Source organism: Microtetraspora fusca (genome assembly GCF_001570365.1).
Classification (GTDB): domain Bacteria; phylum Actinomycetota; class Actinomycetes; order Streptosporangiales; family Streptosporangiaceae; genus Microtetraspora; species Microtetraspora fusca.
Genome location: NZ_BBYK01000071.1, coordinates 37,120 through 53,245 on the forward strand (window position 1 = coordinate 37,120; position 16,126 = coordinate 53,245).

General features: G+C 71.8%; 18 protein-coding genes. 6 read left to right on the plus strand and 12 right to left on the minus strand.

Features of this window, described 5'->3' with window-relative positions:
- Positions 1-178: 178 nt before the first annotated feature.
- Positions 179-805 carry a PaaI family thioesterase gene (locus tag AWQ68_RS33640; RefSeq protein ID WP_066948566.1) on the plus strand — a complete coding sequence of 209 codons (627 nt, stop codon included), beginning with the start codon at positions 179-181 and terminating at the stop codon, positions 803-805.
- A gap of 13 nt (positions 806-818) precedes the next feature.
- On the opposite strand, the gene AWQ68_RS33645 is transcribed toward AWQ68_RS33640, so the two are convergent.
- From AWQ68_RS33645 to AWQ68_RS33670, 6 genes are all read right to left on the minus strand, one after another.
- Positions 819-1,568: a glucose 1-dehydrogenase gene (locus AWQ68_RS33645; RefSeq protein ID WP_066948568.1), complete on the minus strand. Its 750-nt coding sequence runs from the start codon at positions 1,566-1,568 to the stop codon at positions 819-821.
- Between the two features lie 38 nt (positions 1,569-1,606).
- Positions 1,607-3,847 carry a serine/threonine-protein kinase gene (locus AWQ68_RS45395; protein WP_084464691.1) on the minus strand — a complete coding sequence of 747 codons (2,241 nt, stop codon included), beginning with the start codon at positions 3,845-3,847 and terminating at the stop codon, positions 1,607-1,609.
- Positions 3,848-3,879: 32 nt separating this feature from the next.
- The gene (locus AWQ68_RS33655; protein ID WP_066948574.1) at positions 3,880-4,686 is read right to left on the minus strand and encodes a putative hydro-lyase; all 807 of its coding nucleotides are present in this window, start codon (positions 4,684-4,686) and stop codon (positions 3,880-3,882) included.
- Between the two features lie 13 nt (positions 4,687-4,699).
- Positions 4,700-5,632 carry a 5-oxoprolinase subunit C family protein gene (locus tag AWQ68_RS33660; RefSeq protein ID WP_157546097.1) on the minus strand — a complete coding sequence of 311 codons (933 nt, stop codon included), beginning with the start codon at positions 5,630-5,632 and terminating at the stop codon, positions 4,700-4,702.
- A gap of 227 nt (positions 5,633-5,859) precedes the next feature.
- On the minus strand, positions 5,860-6,468 hold the full coding sequence (locus AWQ68_RS33665) for a 5-oxoprolinase subunit B family protein (protein WP_066948576.1): 609 nt from the start codon (positions 6,466-6,468) through the stop codon (positions 5,860-5,862).
- A 12-nt stretch (positions 6,469-6,480) separates the two neighbouring features.
- On the minus strand, positions 6,481-7,257 hold the full coding sequence (locus AWQ68_RS33670) for a LamB/YcsF family protein (RefSeq protein WP_245656361.1): 777 nt from the start codon (positions 7,255-7,257) through the stop codon (positions 6,481-6,483).
- A 183-nt stretch (positions 7,258-7,440) separates the two neighbouring features.
- Between AWQ68_RS33670 and AWQ68_RS33675 the strand changes: the two genes are divergently transcribed.
- Entirely contained in the window at positions 7,441-8,139 is a 699-nt protein-coding gene (locus AWQ68_RS33675; protein WP_066948582.1) for a GntR family transcriptional regulator, read from the plus strand.
- A gap of 9 nt (positions 8,140-8,148) precedes the next feature.
- Here AWQ68_RS33675 and AWQ68_RS33680 read toward each other — a convergent pair whose 3' ends face one another.
- On the minus strand, positions 8,149-8,397 hold the full coding sequence (locus AWQ68_RS33680) for a hypothetical protein (RefSeq protein ID WP_169809036.1): 249 nt from the start codon (positions 8,395-8,397) through the stop codon (positions 8,149-8,151).
- A gap of 10 nt (positions 8,398-8,407) precedes the next feature.
- Here AWQ68_RS33680 and AWQ68_RS43805 point away from each other — a divergent pair, with 10 nt between their 5' ends.
- The gene (locus tag AWQ68_RS43805; RefSeq protein ID WP_169809037.1) at positions 8,408-8,623 is read left to right on the plus strand and encodes a hypothetical protein; all 216 of its coding nucleotides are present in this window, start codon (positions 8,408-8,410) and stop codon (positions 8,621-8,623) included.
- Between the two features lie 13 nt (positions 8,624-8,636).
- Here the strand turns inward: AWQ68_RS43805 and AWQ68_RS33690 are convergent, their stop codons facing one another.
- Both AWQ68_RS33690 and AWQ68_RS33695 read right to left on the minus strand, forming a co-directional pair.
- Positions 8,637-9,881 carry a serine hydrolase domain-containing protein gene (locus AWQ68_RS33690; protein ID WP_245656363.1) on the minus strand — a complete coding sequence of 415 codons (1,245 nt, stop codon included), beginning with the start codon at positions 9,879-9,881 and terminating at the stop codon, positions 8,637-8,639.
- A 156-nt stretch (positions 9,882-10,037) separates the two neighbouring features.
- On the minus strand, positions 10,038-10,325 hold the full coding sequence (locus AWQ68_RS33695; protein WP_218007139.1) for an ArsR/SmtB family transcription factor: 288 nt from the start codon (positions 10,323-10,325) through the stop codon (positions 10,038-10,040).
- 54 nt (positions 10,326-10,379) lie between these two features.
- On the opposite strand from AWQ68_RS33695, the gene AWQ68_RS33700 reads away from it, so the two are divergent.
- Positions 10,380-11,930 (plus strand): MFS transporter, encoded by a 1,551-nt coding sequence (locus AWQ68_RS33700; RefSeq protein WP_084464693.1) that lies wholly within the window; start codon positions 10,380-10,382, stop codon positions 11,928-11,930.
- A gap of 79 nt (positions 11,931-12,009) precedes the next feature.
- Here AWQ68_RS33700 and AWQ68_RS33705 read toward each other — a convergent pair whose 3' ends face one another.
- A complete protein-coding gene (locus AWQ68_RS33705; RefSeq protein ID WP_084464694.1) occupies positions 12,010-12,702 on the minus strand; it encodes a MerR family transcriptional regulator in 693 nt (230 codons plus the stop codon).
- Positions 12,703-12,793: 91 nt separating this feature from the next.
- Between AWQ68_RS33705 and AWQ68_RS33710 the strand changes: the two genes are divergently transcribed.
- Both AWQ68_RS33710 and AWQ68_RS33715 read left to right on the plus strand, forming a co-directional pair.
- Positions 12,794-13,243 (plus strand): DUF4188 domain-containing protein, encoded by a 450-nt coding sequence (locus AWQ68_RS33710; RefSeq protein WP_218007141.1) that lies wholly within the window; start codon positions 12,794-12,796, stop codon positions 13,241-13,243.
- A gap of 126 nt (positions 13,244-13,369) precedes the next feature.
- Entirely contained in the window at positions 13,370-13,618 is a 249-nt protein-coding gene (locus AWQ68_RS33715; RefSeq protein ID WP_066948603.1) for a hypothetical protein, read from the plus strand.
- An 88-nt stretch (positions 13,619-13,706) separates the two neighbouring features.
- Here AWQ68_RS33715 and AWQ68_RS33720 read toward each other — a convergent pair whose 3' ends face one another.
- Together AWQ68_RS33720 and AWQ68_RS33725 are read right to left on the minus strand one after the other, a co-directional pair.
- Complete coding sequence (locus AWQ68_RS33720; RefSeq protein WP_066948605.1) at positions 13,707-14,171, minus strand: GNAT family N-acetyltransferase; 465 nt, start codon at positions 14,169-14,171, stop codon at positions 13,707-13,709.
- A 65-nt stretch (positions 14,172-14,236) separates the two neighbouring features.
- Complete coding sequence (locus tag AWQ68_RS33725; RefSeq protein ID WP_066948608.1) at positions 14,237-16,078, minus strand: M48 family metallopeptidase; 1,842 nt, start codon at positions 16,076-16,078, stop codon at positions 14,237-14,239.
- Positions 16,079-16,126 lie beyond the last annotated feature (48 nt).

Consider the following 16,126-nt stretch of genomic DNA (forward strand, 5'->3'; position numbering starts at 1 on the left):
GGGCTCATGGGGATGGGGCCTCTGTTCGGTCGTTTGGGCTCGTACGTGACGAGGGAGGCTAGCCATCCAAAAAGGGATGTTCAATGCAAAATATGCACAAACCAAAGCTTCTTTACCCAAACATGGTGAAATCACCCCAAATGCTGAGATGGATGGAACACGTTCTACAATCACGGGCATGACGATGGATCTCGCCCCCGAGTACGACGAGGAGGCGCGGCTCTCGGCTCAGGCCGTGCTCGCCCAGCAGGTCAGAGAGCTGATGGACGCGGTGGTGCTCACCGACGTGTCCGAGGATGAGATGACCGCCGTCACCGCCGAACTCGTGGCGCTCACCGAGCGGCTCAAGGCGGCCCGCCGCGACCGTCCGCCGGTCCCGGAGCTCACGCGGAACGGCTTCCGCCACCTCGGCAACGCCGTCACCGGCGCGTGCAACCCGCATGCCCTGCCGCTCGTGATCGAGCGCGACGCCGACGGCTCCCGCGCCGATCTGGAGTTCCGGCCCACGCACGAGGGGCCGCCCGACAGCGTGCACGGCGGCGTCAGCGCCATGATCCTCGATCACCTGCTCGGCGACGCCGTCGCGGCGGCGGGCCGGGCGGGCATGACCGGCACGCTGACGATCCGCTATCGCCGGCGCGTGCCGTACGGGGAGCCGGTCGTCGGCCGGGCCACCGCGACTCGCGCGGAGGGGCGCAAGACCTGGGTGGACGGCACGATCAGCCTGCCCGACGGCACCGTGTTGGTGGAGGCGACCGGCCTGTTCATCACGCCGACTCCCTGGGTGAACGCGATCCCCGAGTGAGCCGGCGGGGGCGTCAGTAGCCGGCGCCGGTCAGGAGGCCGCCGTCGATCGTGAACTCGCTGCCGGTGCAGTAGCCGGCCCGGTCGGAGGCGAGGAACGCCACGACGTGCGAGACCTCCACCGGCTCGGCGAAGCGCTTGATCACCATCGACTTGACGAACTGCTCGCCGTCCACCTCGGCCATGAGCTCGGGGTTGCTCGTCATGGACGTGTTGATCGCACCGGGGTGCACCGAGTTGACCCGGATCTTGAAGGGGGCCAGCTCGCGCGCCGCCGCCTTGGTGAGGCCGCGTACCCCGAACTTCGACGCGGAGTAGGCCGACAGCCCGGCGGCCCCGATGAAGCCCTCGATCGAGGAGATGTTCACGATCGATCCGGCCCCGGCCGCCTTCATCGGCTCGATCACCGACTTGATGCCCAGGAACGTGCCCTTGAGGTTCACGTCGAGGACCCGCTGGTACTCCTCGACCGCCATGTCGGCGATCCGGCGGAACATCAGGATGCCGGCGTTGTTGACCAGCACGTCGAGCCGGCCGTACGCCTCGACCGCCGTGCCCACCGCGCGCTCCCAGTCGGCGGGCTGGGTGACGTCGTGGTGGAGGTAGAGCGCGCCGGTCTCGTCGGCCAGCGCCTTGCCCTCCTCGTCGATCACATCGCCGAAGACCACCCGGGCGCCCTCCTGGAGGAAGAGCCGGACGTGTGACGCGCCCATCCCGCGCGCCCCACCGGTGATCAGCGCGACCTTGCCGTCGAGCATGCCCATGGCTTCCTCCCGCCTAGCGCCCAACCTGTGATCTCAACCTAGCGAACGCTTGGTTGACGGACAAGATCCGCGTCCTCGCCGTCCTTCGGCGTGTCGGCGCTCGGCGTCTCCTCGGGATCCGGGCACGGCGGCCCGTGCAGCGTGACCGACCTCGTCGCGCCGCTCCCGCCGGGCGACAGGGTGACGCTCACGCTCCTGACATCCTCGACGCCGCACCCCGCCTGCTTGAACGACACCGAGAACGACGGCGTGTAGACCTTGTCCCCCTCCAGGATCTCTCGCCGGGTCTGCTCGGAGGTCGTCGTCCCCTCCGCGCCGCGCAGCCGCTGGGTGAAGGTCGCGACGACGGTCACCGGCCCGGTGGAGCCGGAGGTGACCCGCAGGCCCAGCGCGGTGCCGTCCCAGGAGGCGATCGAGACGGACGGCGGGGCGCAGGCGGGGCCGGTGACGCGGGTCTCCTTCGCCTGCGCGCCGTTGGCCGCGGCGGGTTCGGTCCGGATCCGCACCCCCAGCACGGCGGTCGTTCCGCACTCCACCTTGATCGGGTCGGGCGTCAGCTCGACGGCGTACGACGTGCGTCCCGACAGGGTGCGCGTCTCGCGTGCCACGGTCGCGCCGTCCCGGGTGAACTCGGCGACCACCTTGACCGGTCCGGTTCCTCCGGCTCCCTCGGTACCGACCTCGACGGCCGCCGCGACGCCGTCCCAGCGGGTGATCGCCACGCTCCGCACGGCGGGCGCCGGGCACGGCGGCCCCTTCACCTGGACGGTCGCGGCGGCGGCGCCCCCGTGCGCTCCGGGAACGGTCGCCGCCTCGACGCGACGGTAGACGGACGTGCCGCAGGCGGGGTCGGCGAAGGCGTGCTGGACGGCGGGGGAGTAGAAGGTCGCGCCCTGCAGCGGCACGGTCTGCGCCGTCACCGGGCGCAGGTCGTCGGGCGACGGCCCCTCGGAGAACCTGACGCTCAGCGTCACCGCCCCGCCGGTGGTCGTACGCACCCGGACGACGGCCGACCGTCCGTCCCACTCGGTGACGCCGAGATCGGTGACCGAGAGCGGTGCGGGGCGCGGCGTCGGACCCGTGTCCGGCGTGGTCGGCCTGCCGTTCGCGCCGCCCGTCGTGCTGCCGGGCGGCGTGTCCGGCGGCTCTCGCGACGGCTCCTCCGCCGGCCGCTGAGATGCCTTCGGCGTGTGCGGCACGGCCGGAGCGGACGCGGCGGGCGTCGTCGCGGCGGGCGGCAGCCGGCTGTCGTCCGCCACCGTCGCCTGCCGGTTCGCCGCCACCACCACGGCCACCATGACGGCGGACAACGCCGTCGCGCCGATCGCGAACCTGGGGGCGAAGTGGGCGAACCGGTCCGACAGCACGGTACGCGCCAGCGAGGTGCCCGCCTCGGACGGCCGGGCCGGCTGCGCCAGCGGGAACAGCAGGGCGAGCAGGGTCGCCAGCTCCGCGAGGTGCCGCCGTCCGCGCTGCTCCCACTCGGGCCCGTACGCGGCCGCGGCGGCGGCCTCCAGGTCGGCGATGAACGCACGGGCGGTGGGCGGGCGGTCCGCCGGATTCTTGGCCAGGCCCCGTCCGACCAGCCCGCGCACCGAGGCGGGCACCTCCGCGACGGGCAGGGGTGCGCTCTGGTGCAGGCGCCGTAGCCCCGCCGCGTGCTCCGCGCGGTACGGCCTGTGCCCGGTCAGGCATTCGAAGAACACGCAGGTCGCGGCGTACACGTCGGCCGCCGGACCGGCCGGGGCGCCCTCCCACTGCTCCGGCGCCATGTACGGGGGCGTCCCGGCGGGCAGGCCGGGGACGCCGCTCGGGGCCGCGATGCCGAAGTCGGACAGCTTGCTCGTGCCGTCCGCCTGGACCAGCACGTTCTCCGGCTTGTAGTCCCGGTGGACCACCCCGGACGAATGCGCGGCCGACAGGCCGGCCAGCGATCCCTTCAGTACGACGAGCGCCGCCTCGGGGCTGGTCGTGCCGTGCTCGGCGAGGATCCGGCGCAGCGAGACGCCGTCGACCAGCTCCATGACGATCGCCGCCCCGGCCGCCGTCTCGACGTACTCGTAGAGCCGGACGATGTTGGGGTCGTTGATCTCGACCATGACGCGGGCCTCGTCCCGGAACCCGACGAGGAAGCGCGGGTCCTCCCGGAGCTCGGAACGGAGGTATTTGACCGCGACCAGGGCGCCGGTCGCCTCGTAGGTCGCCAGCACCACCCGCCCGGCGCCGCCGGCGCCGAGCTCGCGCACCTCCCGGTATCCCGGAACCGTCCAGGCATTCATCCTTCCGAACTTCTCACCGGAAGGGGGTTTTGTCACCGATTGAGTAATGTCACCTCGGGGTTGTAGTGGTAGACGCCGTCCCGGACGTCGGTGATCGCCATGTGGCCGGGGGCGTGCCCGATGGCGAACGGCGGACGCGACCGCATCACCGCCGCCTGCGGCGTCACCCCGCAGGCCCAGAAGACCGGTACCTCGCCGGGACGCACCTCCACCGGGTCGCCGAAGTCGGGCCGGTCGAGGTCGGCGATGCCGAGCGCGCCGGGGTCACCGACGTGCACCGGAGCCCCGTGTACGGCCGGGTAGCGCCCGGTGATCCGCACCGCGGTGTCGACCAGGTCGGCGGGGACCGGCCGCATCGACACCACGAGCGGCCCGGACAGCTCGCCCGCCGGGCGGCAGTCGCGGGCGGTGCGGTACATCGGCACGTTGGTCCCGGCCTCGATGTGGCGCACGGGCACGCCCGCCTCCAGCAGCGCCGCCTCGAACGTGAAGCTGCAGCCGATGAGGAAGCAGACAAGGTCGTCACGCCAGTGCTCCACGACGTCGGTCACCTCGGAGACCGGCTCGCCGTTCTCGTACACGCGGTAGGCGGGCAGGTCGGTGCGCAGGTCGCCGGCGAAGATCGACGCGCCGGTCTCCCCGGGTTCCGTCACGTCCAGCACCGGGCACGCCTGCGGGTTGCGCTGCGCGAACAGCAGGAAGTCGTACGCGCTGTCTCTGGGCAGGGCGATCAGGTTCGCCTGGGTCCAGCCGCGGCACCAGCCGGAGGTGGGCGTGACGAGCCCCTGGCGGAAGAGCTCACGCGCCTCGGAGGGGGTCAGCAGGGCCGGATCGCGCATGGTGGTCTCCGTTCTAGGCGGTATGCGAGGACAGGGCCGGGGACGCGTTCGGGGGCGCGAGGTCTCCCGCGATCCGGAAGCGGATCCGCTGGCCGGGGCGGGCCTGGGCGGCGCGGTCCACGTCCCGGGTGCGGACCACCGCGATCACCGGATAGCCGCCCGTCAGCGGATGGTCGGCGAGGAAGAGCGTGGGCCGCCCCGACGGAGGCACCTGGATCGCCCCCGGCACCATGCCCTCGCTCGGCAGCTCTCCCTCACGCGCCCGTTCGAGAACCGGCCCGCGCAGCCGGATGCCCACCCGGTTGCTGTCGGTCGTCACCTCGTACGGCTCGGCGCACAGCACGCGCAGCGCGTCGGGGGTGAACCAGTCGTCGCGCGGGCCGGGCAGGATCTCCAGGACGAGGTCGCCGCCGGCGGGCTCGGGCACCGGGGCGAGATCGACGGCGGGGAACGCGTCGGGCGGCGGCCCGACCGGCAGCAGCGCTCCCGGCGCGGGCAGGTCGGGTCCCAGACCGGCGAGGATGTCCGTGGCCCTGGAGCCCAGCACCGGCGGCACGTCCACGCCGCCCCGCACAGCGAGGTACGTCCGCACGCCGCGGGCCGGAGCTCCGAGCTGGAGCGTGGCCCAGCACGGCAGGCGTTCGACCGAGTGGTGCCCGATCGGCCATCGGGTGCCCAGCGGGCCGGTCACGGTCGCCGGGCAGGCGGCGCCCGCGAGCGCGATCAGCAGGTTCCCGTGCGCGCGCACGCACAGGCCGCCGAACGTCACCTCCAGCGCGGCCGCGCCCTCGGAGTTGCCGACGAGCCGGTTGGCCAGCCGTAGTGCGCCCCGGTCGGCGGCGCCCGAGCGCCCCACGCCGAGGTCGCCGCGTCCCGGTCGCCCGAGATCCTGCACCGTGGTCATCGGCCCGGTCGCCACCACCTCAAGCAGCCCGTACCGACTCATGCCCTGTCCTCGCCTGGCGGCTCGGACCGGCATTCGCCGAAGACGCTGTGCCTATTGATTCGCTCGCTTCGCTCGCTCATGCCCTGTCCTCGCCTGGCGGCTCGGAGCGGCATTCGCCGAAGACGCTGTGCTTATTGATTCGCTCGCTCATGCCCTGTCCTCGCCTGGCGGTTCGGAGCGGCATTCGCCGAAGACGCTGTGCTTATTGATTCGCTCGCTTCGCTCGCTCATGTCGCCTCCGTGAACCTGACCCTGGTGCCCGGACGCAGCAGGGCGGGCGGGTCGGCGTCCAGATCCCACACCACCGCCTCCGTACGGCCGATGAGCTGCCAGCCACCGGGGGACTCGCGCGGGTAGACGGCGCTGAACCCGGCCGCCAGCGCCACCGATCCGGCGGGCACGCGGACCCGCGACTCGGCCCGCCGGGGGACGGCCAGCCGCGGGTCGCCGCCGGTCAGGTACCCGAAACCGGGAGAGAAGCCGCAGAACGCGACCGTCCAGGGAGTGGCCGTGTGCGCGGCCACGATCTCGCGCTCCGCCAGCCCGGTCAGCGCGGCCACGTCCTTGAGATCCGCGCCGTCGTAGACCACCGGAATCCGCACCTCGCCCGCGTCACCGCGCGCCCCGGGTGTGGGCCGTACGGAACGTAGCGCGGACTCGATCGCCCGCGGCGTCGCCGGGGGCTCGAACCGGACCAGCAGCGTTCGGGCCGCCGGGACGATGTCGACGACGCCCTCCGGCGGGCTCGCGACGAGGGCGTCGTAGAACGCGACGACCTCGCCGAGGTCGTCCAGTTCGGCGAGCAGGGCACGGTCGCCGCAGTGGCGCAGCCGCATCGGGCCTCCTCGTCAGACCCGGCTGAACGGCGTGAGGTCGATGCCCGCCGCCTCCAGCGCGGCGCGGACGCCGCGCGCGATGGCCACCGCGTCCGGGCTGTCGCCGTGCACGCAGATCGAGTCGCCGCGCACGACCAGGGGGTCTCCGGCCACGTCGGTGATGGGCTCGCCGCGCGCCATCCGCACGCACCGCTCGGCCACGACGCCGGGGTCGTGGACGAGGGCGCCCGGCCGGTCGCGCGGCACGAGCGTTCCCTCCGGCGTGTACGCCCGGTCGGCGAAGCACTCGGTGACCGCGGTCAGCCCGGCCCGCTCGGCGCGGCGCAGCCAGGCGGAGCCGGGCAGGCCGAGCACCGGCAGCCCGGGGTCGAAGGCGCGTACGGCGGCCACGACGGCGGCGGCCTGCTCCTCGTGCCGGACGATGGCGTTGTAGAGCGCGCCGTGCGGCTTCACGTAGCCGACCCGGCCGCCGGCCGCGCGGGCGAACGCCTCGAGGGCGCCGATCTGGTAGAGCACGTCGTCGGCGAGCTCGCCGGGCGGCACCTCGATGAAGCGCCGCCCGAAACCGGCCAGGTCGCGGTATCCGACCTGGGCGCCGATCGCCACGCCGCGCTCGACCGCGGTCTCGCACGTGCGGCGCATGATCGAGGGGTCCCCGGCGTGGAAGCCGCAGGCCACGTTGGCGCTGGTGACGATCGTCAGCAGGGCGTCGTCGTCGCCGAGGGGCCACCGGCCGAAGCCCTCGCCGAGGTCGGAGTTGAGGTCGATGCGAGTGGTCGGGTCAGCCACGGTCAGCTCCAGAGGGCGGCTTGTCGGGTTGATCGCCCTCATAGCGAACGTAAGGATTGTTGAACAATCCGGCAATCCCTCTGTGGGTAGATTCTTCGATCGCCAGAGTTATCGGGGAGTCCCGTCGCGTCCTAAGCTCGGGGTTCCAGGTCCTGCGCGTTTCCTGAGAGAAGGGCTGCGGTGATGACCGCGACGGCGGAGTGGGCGAGCCGGCTGAGCGCCGCCAGGCCGGCGCTCGAACGGGCCAGCACCGCCGAACTGGTCGCCGGCGTCCTGCGCGAGAGCGTCATCGAGGGCTCACTCCCCCCGGGCACGCGCCTGTCGGAAGAGGTCATCGGCCAGGCGCTCGGCGTCTCGCGCAACACGCTCCGCGAGGCGTTCCGACTGCTCTCCCACGAGAACCTGCTCGTCCACGAGTTCCATCGCGGGATGTTCGTCCGCAGGCTGACCGCCGCCGACGTGGCCGACATCTACCGGATGCGCCGCCCGCTCGAAGCCGCCGGCTTGCGCGCCGCGGGCTCCGCCCCGGCGGAAGCCGTACGCGAGGTGGCACGCCGGATCGAGGAGGGCCGGGCGGCGGCCGAGGCAGGCGACTGGGTCGGGGTCGGCACGGCCAACATGCGCTTCCACGCGGCCGTCGCCGCGCTGCTCGGCAGCCGCCGGGTGGACGAGGCCATGGCCCGCATCCTGGCCGAGCTGCGCCTGGCCTTCCACATGATGGGCGAGCCCCGGCCGTTCCACGAGCCGTATCTCGACGACAACGCGCGGATCGCCGCCCTGCTCGCCGAGGGGGAGTACGAGCGGGCGGCGGACGTGCTGCTCGCCTATCTCGACGCCGCCGAGGCCCAGCTTCTCGCGACGTACGACGAACGATCCTCCTGACCGGGCGGGTCATGCGGCGGCCCGGACCAGCCGCTCGCCGGATCGCCTGGCCAGGCCGAGGACGCGCGGCAGGTCCACGCCGACCAGGCGCCCGCCCCGCTTGACCACCTCGCCCCCGACGATCACCGTGTCCACGTTGCGCACGCCGGCGGCCGTGGCGACCGCCCCGACCGCGTCGAGCATCGGGGCGAGGTTGGGCAGATTGGTGTCGAGCACCACCACGTCGGCCCGCATGACGGCGAACATGTCGCCCGGCACCGCCGCCACTGTGTCAACGCCGAGCCCGGTCGGGATGCCGAACCGGCGCAGCCGTCCGATCTCGGGTGAGCCGTGGCCCATCAGCGACTCCACGGCGCACCGGGAGCTGTTCGCGCCCGTCCCCGAGGCATCCGTGCGCGCGCTCGCCGACGTGCTGCGCGACGTCCTGCTCGCGCTCGGGGACCGGCCCGACGACACGTCCTGCCGGAGAGCGCGGCCGGCCTGATCGGCCGGGTTTTCTAGGTGAGGGAGTCGTAGACGGCTTCGGCGAGACGGTAGGCCCGGAGGTTGCCGGCCACCGACCCGGCCATGCGGTTCATCGTGTACGCCATGGCGAGGCCATGCTCGACGTCCCCGAGGCCCAGGGAGCCGCCCATGCCGGTGTGGCCGAACGCCGACTCCACCCCGCGCGCGGGCGTGAGGAAGGTCATCGCCGGACGCATGTAGCCGAGGCCGAAGGCGCTGTCCACGTACAGGACCCGGTCGAGACCGCCGACACGCGAGCGCATCGCGTCGCTCAGAGTGGAGGGTGCGAGGATCTCGCCGGCGACCAGAGCACGGTAGAAACCGGCCAGCGCCCGCGCGGTGGTGACCATGCCGAGCGCGGGCCAGCCCGCGCGCAGGATCACCGGGTGGTTGCCGCCGCCGGGCAGCTTGTGGATGGGCGGGTTGCCGAGCGCCCGGTTCATCAGGCTGTCCTTGTCCTGTGCCGCGGCGGCCACCGCGGCCATCGGGTCGTCCGCGACACCGGCTCCGCCCGCAGGTGCCGTACGCTCTCCCGCCCGGGGCGCTTGCTCTCCGGCCGGGGCCGTACGCTCTCCCACACGCTCTCCGGCAGAGAGGCGGGCGGCGCGAGCCGCGACGTCGGGTGGGGCGCCGAGCCAGAGGTCGAGCTCGCGAGGCACGGCGATCTCCGCCGCGACCAACTCTCCCGTGGACATGCCGGTGACCCTGCGGATGAGCTCGTCGACCAGGAAGCCGTACGTCACGGCGTGGTAGCCGTGCGCCGTTCCGGGCTCCCAGAGCGGTGCCTGCGTGGCGAGCCGGTCCGCGATCGCGGGCAGGTCCTCGAACTCCTCCAGAGGGACCGGCTCCTCGATCACGGGCAGGCCGGCCTGATGGGTGAGCACGTGCTCGACGGTCACACGGGCCTTATCGTTGCGGGCGAACTCCGGCCAGTACGCGCTGACGGGGGAGTGGACGTCGACCAGGCCCCGCTCCACGAGCAGCAGCAGGCCGGTGGCCGCGACGGCCTTGGTGCACGAGTAGGCGAGCACCGGTGTGTCGGCCTCCCAGGGGCGCCCCGTGTGCCGGTCGGCCACGCCGCCCCAGAGGTCGACGACGGGCTCGCCGTCGAGGAAGACCGCGAAGGCCGCGCCCAACTCCTCGCCGTCGGAGAAATGCCGGTCGAAGACCTCGCGTACCCGGGAGAATCGCGGGTCGCAGTGTCCGGACGTGGTCATGCGGTGATCGCCAACTGTCATGGCCGTCCCTGGTCGAGAAGCGCTCGCTCGGCAACCGACCCTAACAAGGACGGCCCCTCCCTCCCAGAGGGCCGGACGACCCGCCCCCATGGGGGCGACGATCATGGCCTGGCACGGCCGGACCAGCGCCACCCTTCCGGACGTTGAGGAGCAGCGTCACAACGTGCCGTTGTTCGACGACTCGGCCACGGCGAGGCGCAGGATCGGGTCGAGCAGGCCGGGGAAGCGGTCGCTCAGGTCGTCGGCGCGTGGCCGGATCCGCCGGTGCCGGCCGTCGACGGTCATGCTGATCAGTCCGGCCTCGCGCATGATCCGCCAATGGTTGGAAAGCGTCGACATCGGCACATTCAAACCGTCGGCGAGAGCCGAACAGGTCGACTCGGGCTTGGCCCAGGCGCGTCGCATCAACTCCAAACGCACCGGATCACCCAGCGCGTGCAGCACTGGCGCGAGCGTCAGTGACTCGCAAGCGGGCTCCGGTAGTGGTCGCATGCCTCGATGTTACCGCATTGTTCGACATTTCGGGATTATCGAACTATCGTCTGCGGGAGCATCCGCCTCAGGGAGGGAACAGGGGTGACCGCACACGAAGGTGCAACGAAAGCCGGATCGTATGAGGCCGCAGGCATTCGATCGAACCGGGCAGCGTTGCTTACAGCGACCTGCCTGGGTCAGTTCATGGTGCTGCTCGACAGCACGATTGTCGGCGCGGCGCTACCCGATATGCAGCAGCGGTTGCACACCCAACTGACCGGTTTGCAATGGATTGTCGACGCCTACGTGCTGCTGGTCGCCATGCTGTTGTTGTCCGGTGGCGTCTTCGCCGACCGCTTCGGCCGCAAGCGGGTGTTCCTGGCCGGCGTCATGGTGTTCACCGTCGCGTCCGTGCTGTGCTCCGTCGCGCCGTCGATCGGTTGGCTGATCACCGGACGGGTGGTGCAGGGCATCGGGGCCGCGGCGCTGAGCCCCGCCTCGCTGGCCTTGCTCGCCGCTGCGTATCCCGTTCCGCAGGAACGCGTCAAGGCCATCGGGCTGTGGGCCGGATTCAGCGGAATCGGCCTGGCCGCCGGGCCGTTGGCCGGTGGCATTCTGGTGGATGTCTTTGGCTGGCCCGCCATCTTCCTCGTCAATGTGCCCATCGGCGGGGCCCTGCTGCTGGCGGGTCTGCGCGCGCTGGGCGAGTCCCGCAATCCGAGCGCGCCGGCGATCGATATCCCGGGGACGGTCCTGTCCGTCGTGGGTGTGGGGGCGCTGACCTTTGGGCTGATCGAGGGCGGCTCTCGTGGCTGGACCTCGCCGGTGATTTTGGGCAGCTTCGCCGTCGCGGCGGTGCTCCTCGCCGTCTTCGTCGTCGTCGAAGGACGTGGGTCGGCGCCGATGCTGCCGCTGCGGCTGTTCCGGCAGCGGCTGTTCACGGTGTCCAACGCAGCGATGGCCGTGGTGGGTTTCGCGCTCATGGGTTCGTCGTTCTTCTTCTCCCAGTTCTTCGTGTACGTCCAGGGCAGTTCGATTCTGCGCGCCGGCCTGCAAACCTTGCCTATTTCGCTCGCCATGGTGATCGTCAGCCCGTTCGCGGGCCGGTTCGCCGCCAGGTACAGCTTTCGGATCGTGGTCACCGTCGGCCTGGCGCTGGCCGGGCTGGGGTTGCTGGCGCTGGGCTTCGTGCATGCGGACACCGGCTACGGGAACGTGTGGTGGCGGCTGGCGATCGTCGGCGTCGGTTTCGCTCTGACCATGTCCCCGCTGACCGGCGCCGCCATCCAGGCGGTCAGCCCGCGGGAGGGGGGCCTCGCATCGGGTATCAGCAGCACCACCCGGCAGATCGGCGCGGTGCTCGGCGTGGCGGTGCTCGGAGCCATCGTCCGTACCCGGGAATCCGGTGGCGCGTCCTTCGAGGCCGGCCTCAACAGCGCCTTCGTCGCGGCCGGCGCCGTCACCTTGGCCGGCGCCGTGTTCACCGGCCTGTGGCTGGTGAGGTCCAAGCCCGCGGAAGTCTCCGGACCGCAGGCGCAAACCACCGACTCACCCACGATCACGACACCGTCCTGACCCGTCTGGCTCGCACTCACGCCCAACCACCGGGGTGGCCGGGCGCCCGGGTCTTACTCGCCGAAGCGGGTGTGGCGGCTCAAGCGTCGCGATGGGCACCCTGGCGGGTCACCTTCGACGCGCCGTCGTCGGAGCAGGGGGTCACGTCGAGGATGCGGGTGGACTCCGACTCCTGGGCCAGGCGGCGCAACACGTCGAACGCCTTGCCGTACAGCACCTCACAGATCACCAGCGTCTCGACGGCGACATCTCGGGGGCCGTCGAAGGGGATCTTGGTGATGTCGAGGTCGCGGACGAGGTCGTGCGCGGCCGACGCGTACGGCAGCAGGTCCTCCTGGGAGGTGGGCATCCCGAGGCGCTTCAGTGTGACGACGGTCTGCGCCAGCTCGTTCCGCGTGGGAGCCAGCGGGTGGACGCCCCAGCCGAGGTCCGCGATCATGCGGTCGACCAGCTCTCTGGCCTCGCGCCAGTCCTCGTCCTCCGGGTGCGGCTCGACCGGCGTGGAGAGCGCGTAGTGCGCGGTGCCGAGCATGTCGTGGAAGTCGATCCGCTCGTCGTCCACGGCGGCGATGACCTGGCGGATCGCCGCGACCGGCAGCCGGCCGACCTCCAGTAGCGCCCTGATCAGCCGCAGCCGGCGCAGGTGCTCCTGGTCGTACTCCGCCCGAGTGGCCGACGTCTGGTCGCCCTGGGGGAGCAGCCCCTCGCGCAGGTAGTACTTGATCGTCGGGATCGGGACCCCGGATTCGGCGCTGAGCTGGGAGATTCGCATGGCTGGATAGTACTGCTTGCCAATATCCATCGATAGCTTTACTATCCAATTATTAGGTAGCTGGGCTATCCAATGGGAGGGTGTCATGCGCATGAGCGCGCGTATGGAGGGCGACTTCGTCGTCTTTCTGATCGGCATGCGGATCAACAGGTTCCGGTCCCTGCGCAGGTGGCTGCCGGTCGCCATGGCCATGCCGCCGATGATCAAGGAGTTGCGGGCGGATCCCGCGCACGGCCTGCTCGGCTTCGAGAGCTTCGTCAACGGGCGCACCACGCTCATGGTCCAGTACTGGCGCAGCACCGAGCATCTGATGGCGTACGCGCGGGACCGCGAGGCGAGCCACTGGCCCGCCTGGAAGCGCTTCTTCCGTGAGGCGTACAAGAGCAAGGCCGTCGGTGTCTGGCACGAGACGTACACGGTGAGCGGGTACGAGACCGTCTACGTGAACATGCCGGCGTTCGGTCTCGGCGGGGCGGGTGAGCTGGTCCCGACCAACAAGATCGGCGAGGGGGCGGCCGAGCGGCTCGCGAGTCTCCGCTGACGCCGAGCGGCCGCCCGAGGTGATCGTGAACCACGAGTCAAGGATCTGTCGCGCCGTGATGTCACTAGGTTACTCTCCGTACAAGTTCGGCACACCACCGGTCAACCGGAGCACGGAGAAGCAGCCATGGGCAGGCATAGGCGCGACAGGAGCCGGCGCGACGGGGCGGGCATCGAGACCGTGTCCGATCTCATCGAGACCCTGGAGCGGTTCGACCCGGAGCTGGAGGTCCGGTTCGTGGTCCAGCCCCGGCTGCCGATGAGCTACGTGATCGGGCCGGTGACGGAGTACGACGACATCCTGTGGATCGGCGAGGCGGGGTTCGACGGCTACGTCCCGGACGATGCCGCCTTCCGGCTCGGCTGGCAGGGCTGAGGCGCGACGGCCGGGTGCCCACGCGACGCCGGGGTCCCACCGCACGCGACGGCCGGGTTCTCGCCGCACGCGGCGGTGGTCGCGCCGCTCAGGTCGCGTCCGGCCGCCAGACGTAACGGACGTCCGGCTCGCGCTCCTCGTTTTCGCGGCCGTCGGTGTGCTCGACCGCGACGAACCCGTGCCGCTCGTAGAAGCGGCGGGCCGGGCCGTTGACCTGGAACGTCCACAGCTCCAGCCCGTCCGGGCAGCGTTCCTTCGCCAGCGCGACGAACCGGTCGCCGATGCCGCTCCCGCGCCGGTCGGGATCGAGGTAGAGCTGGCTGAGGAGGCCCTCGTTGAGCACCATCATCCCGACCACCGCGCCGTCCAGCGTGGCGACCCAGGTCTCGCGTGCGGGCACGACGACCTCGCGGAAGTAGGCCCGGATCTCGTCGTCGGTGTGCGCCCGGCGCACCCCCGGCAGGGCGGCGTCGTACGAGCGCAGCCACACGTCGGCCACGGCGGAGGCGTCGGCGTCGGTCGCCCGGCGCAGGATGACATCGTCGATGGTCATGGCGGCCACCTTCTCAGCCGGCCTCGCCCCGGCGCACCCGGAATTCCCGCCGGGGACGCGGGCCGTCAGCCGATCTCGGCCAGAATCCGGGCGAGGCGATCCCGGCTGCCCTTGTCGATCTCCTCGCCGGTCCATTTCTGCTCGATCGAGACGGTCGCGCCGCCGTGGAGGGTGAGGTCGGCGCACAACGGGATCTCCTTGGTCACCTTCGCGGCGGCGATCTCCTCGTACGAAAGGAAGCGGTACCACTCGGCGAGCTTGGCCGCGGGCGTCGACCCGACGAGCCGGCGCATCCGCTCCCTGCCCTCGGAGGCGGAGCCCGCGCCGGACACCAGGACGAGGCCCGTGTTCAGCACGATCAGGTCGTACTCCGTGCCGTCCACCCGGACGTTGGCGAGGCCGGCGAGGACGGCGGAGCCGAACGTGCTCGGCGCCCGCTCGGCCTGCGCGGCCCGGCCGACGTCGATGCCGAGCAGCTCCAGCTCGGCGCGGGCCTTCTCGACACCGCCCGGCGTGACCGCCAGCTTGGCGACCTCCTCCAGTGCGGCGACCACCCCGTCCCCGCCGGTGAACTCGGCGGGGCCGCTCCATGAGTGCTGCCATCCGGCGACGCCGGACCGTACGGCGGCGAGTCGCAGCACGGTCTCCAGCGGGCCGGCGAACAGCTCGCCGACCTCGCGGCGGGTGGCGGTGGGAAAGAACGGCTGGGCGATCTCGATGAGCCGGCCGGCGGAGAGCAGGTCGAACACATCGGCCAGCCCGACTTCCGGGCGCCCGGTGGTCCGTGCGACCGTGCGGAAGATCGCGTCGGCGTCCCGCTGGAGCTCCGCGCCCAGCGCCGCCGCGGTGAACATCGGCCAGGGGAGCACCGTGCGCTCGCCGGTCTCGACCACCTCTTCCTGCAGCGCCCGCCCCGCCTCGGCCAGATCGCCGACCAGTACGGCCGCGGGGCGTTCATCGGGCATGACGGGCGTGCGGGAGAGGGCGCGGATGGCAGCGATCCGCTCGTTCAGCGGCGGATGCGTGTCCCACCGGGACCCCTTCTCCTCCGGAGTGCTCGCGCGCAGCTCGTCCAGCTCGCCTCCGCGGCCCGCGACCAGCGCGCCGAACCCGGCGAACAGGTCGTCAGGGGCGAAGCCGGATTCCCAGCCGAGCTGGACGTACTCGTTCAGGAAGAAGTGCCATGCGGCGTCCAGGACGCGGACCTCGTGCAGCGCGCTCGCCGCGGCCTCGACCCCGGCGACTCGCGCGGACGCCCGGTCCGCCTCGAACTCCTGCCTCCGCGAGACCGCGTTGTCCGCCAGCAGATAGAGCTGGGCGTACCCCTTGAAGATCCATCCGGACAGGTTGTACGGCCCGATCTGCCGCAGCGTGTGCGCGATCATCAGCCGCCCCCGGTAGGCGGGCGCGGACAGCCGTGTGTGCTTCCCGGAGTAGTGGCCCAGCTCGTGCGCGAGCACGGCGCGCACCTGCGCGACCGTCATCGTGTGCAGCAGCGGCAGCCCGAGGCAGAGGCGGCGCCGCCTGCCGATCAGGCCGAGCAGCCGCGACTCCTCCTGGACGCACGCGTTGACCTCGGGGATCAGCCAGATCTCGTCCGGAGCCCGGGTGCCCGCCTCGGCCGCCAACTCCCGTACGGTCGCCCAGAGGAGCGGCGCGCGGTCGGCGGTCAGCGGCAGCCCGGAGGGCGGCTCGGGACGCGACCGCATCGCCCGCCATGTGCCCCGGCCGACGGCCAGGGTACTCGCGGCGAAGCAGGACCAGACGAGCTTCACCGCGAGGGCGCCGGCGATGACCGTGGACAGCCAGAAGGCGAGTGCGACGGCGGCCGCGACCTGGGCGGCCGCGACCACGAAGAACCCGGCGAGCATGGCGAGGGAGAGCCCGGCGCGCATCGTGCTGACCACGGTTGTTCACTCCCGGTGGATGAATTGGATCACTTATGTACCATGCGC